Origin of the sequence: Aliivibrio kagoshimensis (assembly GCF_050337105.1) — a bacterium.
GTDB classification, from domain to species: domain Bacteria; phylum Pseudomonadota; class Gammaproteobacteria; order Enterobacterales; family Vibrionaceae; genus Aliivibrio_A; species Aliivibrio_A kagoshimensis.
The window spans coordinates 1-7,167 of record NZ_JAKJSQ010000111.1 but is presented as its reverse complement, the minus strand read 5'-3'; the positions used below and the strand labels follow the sequence as shown (position 1 = coordinate 7,167).

Below are 7,167 nucleotides of genomic sequence, written 5' to 3'. Positions count from 1 at the left end.
GTTGACACTCACTCTATAAGTAACTAAACTCTCGCTAATTTGTCGAAAATTAGTTATTTTAATTTATGACTTTGCTCAGATTAGAGTGAATGGAAAAAAAATCACTCTAACTGCATTTTTATTGTTTTTGGAGGTTGTCTTGAGTAAATCTGCACTGTTAGTCCTTGAAGATGGGACTGTGTTCCGCGGTGAATCAATTGGGGCAGATGGTTCTTCTGTTGGGGAAGTCGTTTTTAATACCTCGATGACTGGGTATCAAGAGATCTTAACGGATCCCTCTTATTCTCAGCAAATTGTAACGTTAACTTATCCTCATATTGGCAACACGGGAACAAATGCTGAAGATGAAGAGTCCTCTTCAATTCATGCACAAGGTTTAGTCATTCGCGATCTCCCTCTCCTTGCATCCAACTTTCGTAATCAACAATCCCTTTCTGACTATTTAAAATCTCAAAATATTGTCGGTATTGCCGAAATCGATACGCGTAAATTGACTCGTATATTGCGCGAGAAAGGTGCTCAGGGCGGATGTATTGTTGCTGGTGATAACCTTGATGAAGCGATGGCGCTTGCAAAAGCAAAGGCGTTCCCTGGCTTGAAAGGGATGGACTTAGCGAAAAAAGTAACCACCGCTGAAGCATACCAATGGAAGCAAGGCTCTTGGACTTTAACGGGGGGCTTACCTGAAGCGAAAGATGACAGCGAGCTTCCTTTTCATGTTGTGGCTTATGACTTTGGTGCGAAACGCAACATCTTAAGAATGTTAGTCGACCGCGGTTGTCGGTTAACTGTGGTGCCCGCACAAACTTCAGCAGAAGAGGTGTTGGCAATGAACCCTGATGGGGTCTTCTTATCAAATGGACCTGGTGACCCAGAACCGTGTGATTATGCGATTGAAGCGACTAAGACCTTCCTTGATAAAAATCTACCTATCTTTGGTATCTGTCTTGGACATCAAATTCTGGCACTGGCCAGTGGCGCGCAAACGGTGAAAATGAAATTTGGTCACCATGGTGCTAACCACCCAGTGAAAGATCTCGACCGCAATGTAGTGATGATTACTTCTCAGAACCATGGCTTCGCAGCAGATGAAGAGACACTGCCTGAAACCTTACGAGCAACACATAAATCCCTGTTTGATGGCTCTTTGCAAGGTATACACCGTACTGATAAACCTGCATTTAGTTTCCAAGGGCACCCAGAGGCGAGCCCCGGTCCACACGACGCAGCCCCTTTGTTTAACCACTTTATTGACCTTATTAAACAGTCTAAAAACGCTTAAATCGGAGTAGTAAAAAATGGCAAAACGTACTGATATTAAAAGCGTACTAATTTTAGGTGCTGGTCCAATCGTTATTGGGCAAGCTTGTGAGTTTGACTACTCTGGCGCACAAGCGTGTAAAGCACTGCGTGAAGAGGGTTACCGAGTTATTCTTGTTAACTCAAACCCTGCAACAATTATGACTGACCCAGACATGGCCGATGCGACTTATATTGAGCCAATTCAGTGGGAAGTGGTTCGTAATATCATCGAGAAAGAGCGCCCAGATGCCGTTCTTCCAACGATGGGCGGACAAACGGCGCTTAACTGTGCCCTCGACCTCGAAAAGTACGGTGTTCTCGCTGAGTTCGGTGTAGAGATGATTGGTGCTACGGCGGATGCGATTGATAAAGCCGAAGACCGTTCTCGTTTTGATAAGGCGATGAAGTCGATTGGACTCGAGTGTCCACGTGCAGATACCGCGAAAACTATGGATGAGGCTTATAAGGTTCTCGATATGGTTGGTTTTCCTTGTATTATTCGCCCATCATTTACCATGGGGGGGACTGGCGGTGGTATTGCATATAACAAAGAAGAGTTTGAAGAGATTTGTTCTAACGGTTTAGAGTTATCACCGACCAATGAGTTGTTGATAGATGAATCACTTATCGGTTGGAAAGAGTATGAAACTGAAGTGGTTCGTGATAAAAACGACAACTGTATTATCGTTTGTACGATTGAAAACTTCGATGCGATGGGCGTGCATACTGGCGACTCAATCACCGTTGCTCCCGCTCAAACATTAACGGATAAAGAGTACCAGTTGATGCGGAATGCATCACTTGCCGTACTGCGTGAAATTGGTATCGAAACAGGTGGTTCAAACGTTCAATTTGGTATCAATCCAAAAGATGGACGTATGGTCATTATCGAGATGAACCCACGTGTATCTCGCTCTTCAGCGCTTGCCTCTAAAGCAACAGGTTTCCCAATTGCTAAAATTGCAGCCAAACTTGCGATTGGTTACACACTCGATGAGCTGATGAACGACATCACAGGTGGAAAAACACCGGCATCATTCGAACCAACCATTGATTACGTCGTCACCAAAATTCCACGTTTTAACTTTGAAAAGTTTGCCGGCGCGAATGACCGTTTGACCACTCAGATGAAATCAGTAGGCGAGGTGATGGCCATTGGTCGTAACCTACAAGAGTCCCTGCATAAAGCCCTTCGTGGTTTAGAAGTGGGTGCAAGTGGTTTCGATGAGATGGTGGACTTGGATGACTCTGCTTTGATGAGTAAGATTCGTCATGAGCTTAAAGAGCCAGGCTGTGACCGTATTTGGTATATTGCTGATGCTTTCCGTGCAGGTATGTCAGTGGATGGTGTCTTTAATTTAACCAATGTTGACCGTTGGTTCCTTGTACAAATTGAAGATATTGTAAAACTGGAACAACAAATCAAAGAGAACGGATTTGCTGGGTTGAATAAAGATGTGTTACGCAAACTAAAACGTAAAGGTTTTGGTGATGAACGTCTAGCGACTCTTCTTGGTGTTGCCGAGAGTGAGATTCGTAAACTGCGTGATCAACATAATATTCATCCTGTCTATAAACGTGTTGACACTTGTGCTGCAGAGTTCTCTTCAGATACGGCTTACATGTACTCATCTTACGATGAAGAGTGTGAAGCAAACCCTACCGATAAAGAAAAAATCATGATTCTTGGCGGCGGTCCGAACCGTATTGGTCAAGGTATTGAGTTTGATTACTGCTGCGTGCATGCCTCATTAGCGTTGCGTGAAGATGGTTACGAAACCATTATGGTCAACTGTAACCCAGAAACAGTTTCAACGGATTACGACACGTCAGACCGTCTCTACTTCGAACCTGTTACGCTTGAAGATGTATTAGCCATTGCTCGTATTGAGAAGCCAAAAGGGGTGATTGTTCAATATGGTGGTCAGACACCACTGAAATTAGCACGAGAATTAGAAGCCGCGGGTGTCCCAATCATTGGCACGAGTCCAGATGCCATTGACCGAGCTGAAGATCGCGAACGTTTCCAACAAGCGGTTGACCGTTTAGGGCTGCTTCAGCCACAAAATGCTACCGTTACCACGATGGAACAAGCCGTTGAAAAGTCGAAAGAGATCACTTTCCCATTAGTCGTTCGCCCATCCTATGTACTGGGCGGTCGTGCAATGGAAATTGTCTATGATGAAACCGATTTACGACGTTACTTTAATGAAGCCGTCAGTGTTTCAAATGAGTCACCAGTACTGCTTGACCGATTCTTAGATGATGCAACGGAAGTCGATGTCGATGCCATCTGTGACGGAGAACGAGTGGTCATTGGCGGTATTTTAGAACACATCGAGCAAGCGGGGGTTCACTCAGGAGATTCGGCCTGTTCACTACCAGCTTATACACTGAGCAATGAAATCCAAGATGAGATGCGCCGACAAGTTGAAAAACTCGCTTTTGAACTTGGGGTTCGAGGTTTGATGAACGTTCAGTTTGCCGTAAAAGATAACGATGTTTATCTAATCGAAGTGAATCCACGTGCGGCCCGTACCGTGCCGTTTACATCAAAAGCGACAGGTGCGCCACTGGCCAAAATTGCAGCACGAGTGATGGCGGGACAATCTCTAGAGTCACAAGGCTTTACCAAAGAGATTATTCCACCGTATTACTCAGTGAAAGAGGTTGTGCTGCCGTTTAATAAATTCCCTGGTGTTGACCCACTGTTAGGTCCTGAAATGCGCTCTACAGGGGAAGTGATGGGTATTGCCGATAACTTTGCAGAAGCGTTCGCTAAAGCGGATTTAGGCTGTGGTAAAGAGTATTCTGAAGAAGCGGGACGAGCACTGCTTTCGGTACGTAATAATGACAAACAGCGCGTAGTAGATTTAGCCTCTAAACTGGTGAAGTTAGGTTATGAATTGGATGCGACACATGGTACTGCTGTTATCTTGGGCGAAGCGGGTATCAACCCACGATTAGTGAACAAGGTACACGAAGGGCGTCCGCACATTCTTGACCGTATTAAGAATGGTGAGTACAGCTACATCGTTAATACCGCAGAAGGTCGCCAAGCAATTGAAGATTCAAAACTGCTTCGCCGCGGCGCTCTAGGTGGTAAGTTAAATTACACCACGACCTTAAACGCGGCATTTGCAACGTGTATGGCTCATACAGCTGATAATAAAGCTTCAGTAACCTCTATCCAAGAGTGGCACGCAAAGATCAAATAAGCGCTGCTTAATAACCCAAAAGAGCCGTAACGTCTGACGTTACGGCTCTTTTTTTCGTTGTTTACATCGCCTCGTTAATCATACTTAGGTAGAATTCTCGCTCGAAACGCTCAATAGGAGACTGAACTGGAGGGGCATTGTCAGGTCGTTTGATAGGGTGGTAATCAGCAATTAACTGCACGAAAAGTAGTGTTTCGCCATTTGTCGTAGTAACAAAGCCAGCCATATTCATACTGCCAAATAGAGAGCCACTTTTGGCTCTGATAGCATTGGAAATCGGAGCCTTACGCATGCTCGCACGATACTTCAGCGTACCATCAACGCCAGAGGTCGGAAGAGAGCCCAACAATTTTAGTGTACTGTCATGTTTATAGAGGTAGGAGAGGACATGACTCAGCTGAGTTGCACTCATTTTATTGTTTCTTGATAAACCTGAGCCATCAGCTAATACTGCACTCTCGATATCAATCCCCGCACGATCCATCAGAATGGCTTTAATCGCTGACGTTCCGTTACTAAAGCTTCCTGCTTGTTGGTAATAACTGTGACCTATGGTTTTAGTGAGATTGTCTGCATAGAGGTTATTTGACTCTTTTAGCATGGTTTCAATTAACACAGGCAAAGGCTCAGAGTGGTGAGTAGCAACGATTGAAACGTTTTGCTGAGCTGGAGCAACAGGCCTTCCTCGTAAAATGTCACCTTTAAGTTTGATGTTGTGCTCCTTCAACAACCTCTGAATGACCTGTTTACTGTATAAAAAGGTATTCTGAACAGCAAACTTAAGTGGCAGTGGTTTGTTTCTATGTTGTAAGCAGCCTGATAGATGGTATTGATTCGTTGGCGTAGCCAGTAGCTCCAAGTCACAAAATTGGGTTTGTTGCTCTGTTTTGCTGACGCTAGTGGCTGATGTCGTCACAGTAATAGGTTGATGAGCTGGCACATGAACACGCGTTGTACCGTTGTCGTCCGAATAGATGGAAGCCATAACCGCATTTTGGTTGAGGGTGATGGCACTCGAAGGGGCACTATAACCTATGCCCATAATGTCCCATGGCCAGCCTACACCTCGTTCATAACCTGTAAAGAGTGAATCGTTGAGCCAGATGTTCCCTTTAATGTTGGACAGCCCTGAATGTTTTAGCTGGCGCAGAAGCGCTGATAGGTCCAGTTCGGTCAACGTTGGGTCACCACTGAAGTTAACAGTCAGATTGTCACCATATGACTCAATAGTGGTGGCGTAACGATAGTTATCGTTGAGCAGAAGTTTCGCAGCCAGGGCGGTGACCAATTTCTGGGTGCTGGCGGGTGGAATCATCTGTTCACTATTGTGGTTGGTGATAACGTCGCCACTGGTTAGCGATTGAACCATCAGAGAAGCACGACTACCATCAGGCAACTGCTTTAATGCATTGTCAACTGTGGCATAGGCCGAGAAGTTGAGGAGTAGCAGTAGAAAAGGGACGCAACGAAAAATCATAAAAGAGAGCCAGTAGAGAGTGAGAGAGCAGTATAGCAGATAAAAAAAAACGCCTGCATGAGTCTGCAGGCGTTTAGTGTGTAGCGAGTTAGACTAATTAGAAGTCGTAACGCATACCTAGTGCTAGCTCATCTTCAGCATCGATATTAGTAATACCATTAGCTGTGTCTTTGTCTAGTAGGTTGAAGTTGTATGAGATGTAAGTACGGAAGTTGCTGTTGAAGAAGTATGTTGCGTCTACTGCAACATTGTCTGCGTGATCTTTGTTGTCAAGTTCAGCGTTGTTGTAAGTAGTAGAGAATACCGTTTTACCCATGGTGTAAGCGGCTGCTAATTCGTAACCTGTGTAGTCAGCGTCTTTTTCAGCTTTTTGACCGTCGGTGTAAACACCTGCGAAGTAAAGGTCACCCATAGTGTAAGATGCAGCAAACATCATTTCGTTTTGCTCATCTTGATCTGCGTAACCACCACCTAGTGCTAGGCCAGTGTCGCCAATTGCGTAGATAGCAGACAGTGAGTAACCATTTTGACCGTTGTCTTCAAATTCGTCAGCAACCTCTTTTGAGTCAGCAAAACGGTAGCTGGCCTTTACGCTAAGATCAGAGAATTGACCTTTGTAAGAGAGCATGTTGTCAGTACGGTCAGCAACACCGATCTTATCAGCTGCTGAGTTACCGTGGTAAGCCATGATATCGGTGAAGTCAGTGATAACACCTAATGCACCGTCATTTTTACCGTATGTCACTTCACCAAAGTCGCCACCGAAACCCGCGTAGGTGTAACGATTGTCTAATTTGCTACCGTCGTTATTTTTTGAACCGTCATCATTATAATCAGACGTTGTGAATTCGCCTTCGTAGAAGCCAACACCGTATAGGCCGTCAGTGATTTGGGTTTTGCCTTTAAGGTTGATACGAACACGAGTTTTGTCGGTCGCTTTACCATCTTGTACTGCCATACGAGCTTCTGCGCGGCCGCCAAGTTCAATGCTTTGTGCGTCATCTTTGTAGATCTCAGCTGCGTTAACTGAACCAGCTGTTGCGAATGCTGCTACTGCTAGAGCAAGAATTGATTTATTCATTTTGATTTCCTTTATAAGGTGTCTAGAAATACGATTTCATTTTAAATGAAGACAATTGCTTATTTACTCTTATATATAAGAGGTTACAC

The 7,167-nt window shown here is 44.7% G+C and carries 4 protein-coding genes; 2 read left to right on the top strand and 2 right to left on the bottom strand.

Translation table 11 applies throughout. The features are described from left to right. The first annotated feature begins 139 nt into the window (after positions 1–139). Both carA and carB read left to right on the top strand, forming a co-directional pair. Positions 140–1,282 carry a glutamine-hydrolyzing carbamoyl-phosphate synthase small subunit gene (carA, locus tag L4C32_RS19780; RefSeq protein ID WP_428198614.1) on the top strand — a complete coding sequence of 381 codons (1,143 nt, stop codon included), beginning with the start codon at positions 140–142 and terminating at the stop codon, positions 1,280–1,282. A gap of 16 nt (positions 1,283–1,298) precedes the next feature. Then, complete coding sequence (gene carB, locus L4C32_RS19775; RefSeq protein ID WP_428198613.1) at positions 1,299–4,520, top strand: carbamoyl-phosphate synthase large subunit; 3,222 nt, start codon at positions 1,299–1,301, stop codon at positions 4,518–4,520. Between the two features lie 61 nt (positions 4,521–4,581). Here carB and dacB read toward each other — a convergent pair whose 3' ends face one another. Both dacB and L4C32_RS19765 read right to left on the bottom strand, forming a co-directional pair. Next, complete coding sequence (gene dacB / locus L4C32_RS19770; protein ID WP_428198612.1) at positions 4,582–5,997, bottom strand: serine-type D-Ala-D-Ala carboxypeptidase; 1,416 nt, start codon at positions 5,995–5,997, stop codon at positions 4,582–4,584. A 97-nt stretch (positions 5,998–6,094) separates the two neighbouring features. Then, entirely contained in the window at positions 6,095–7,078 is a 984-nt protein-coding gene (locus L4C32_RS19765) for a porin (protein WP_428198611.1), read from the bottom strand. Positions 7,079–7,167: the final 89 nt, after the last annotated feature.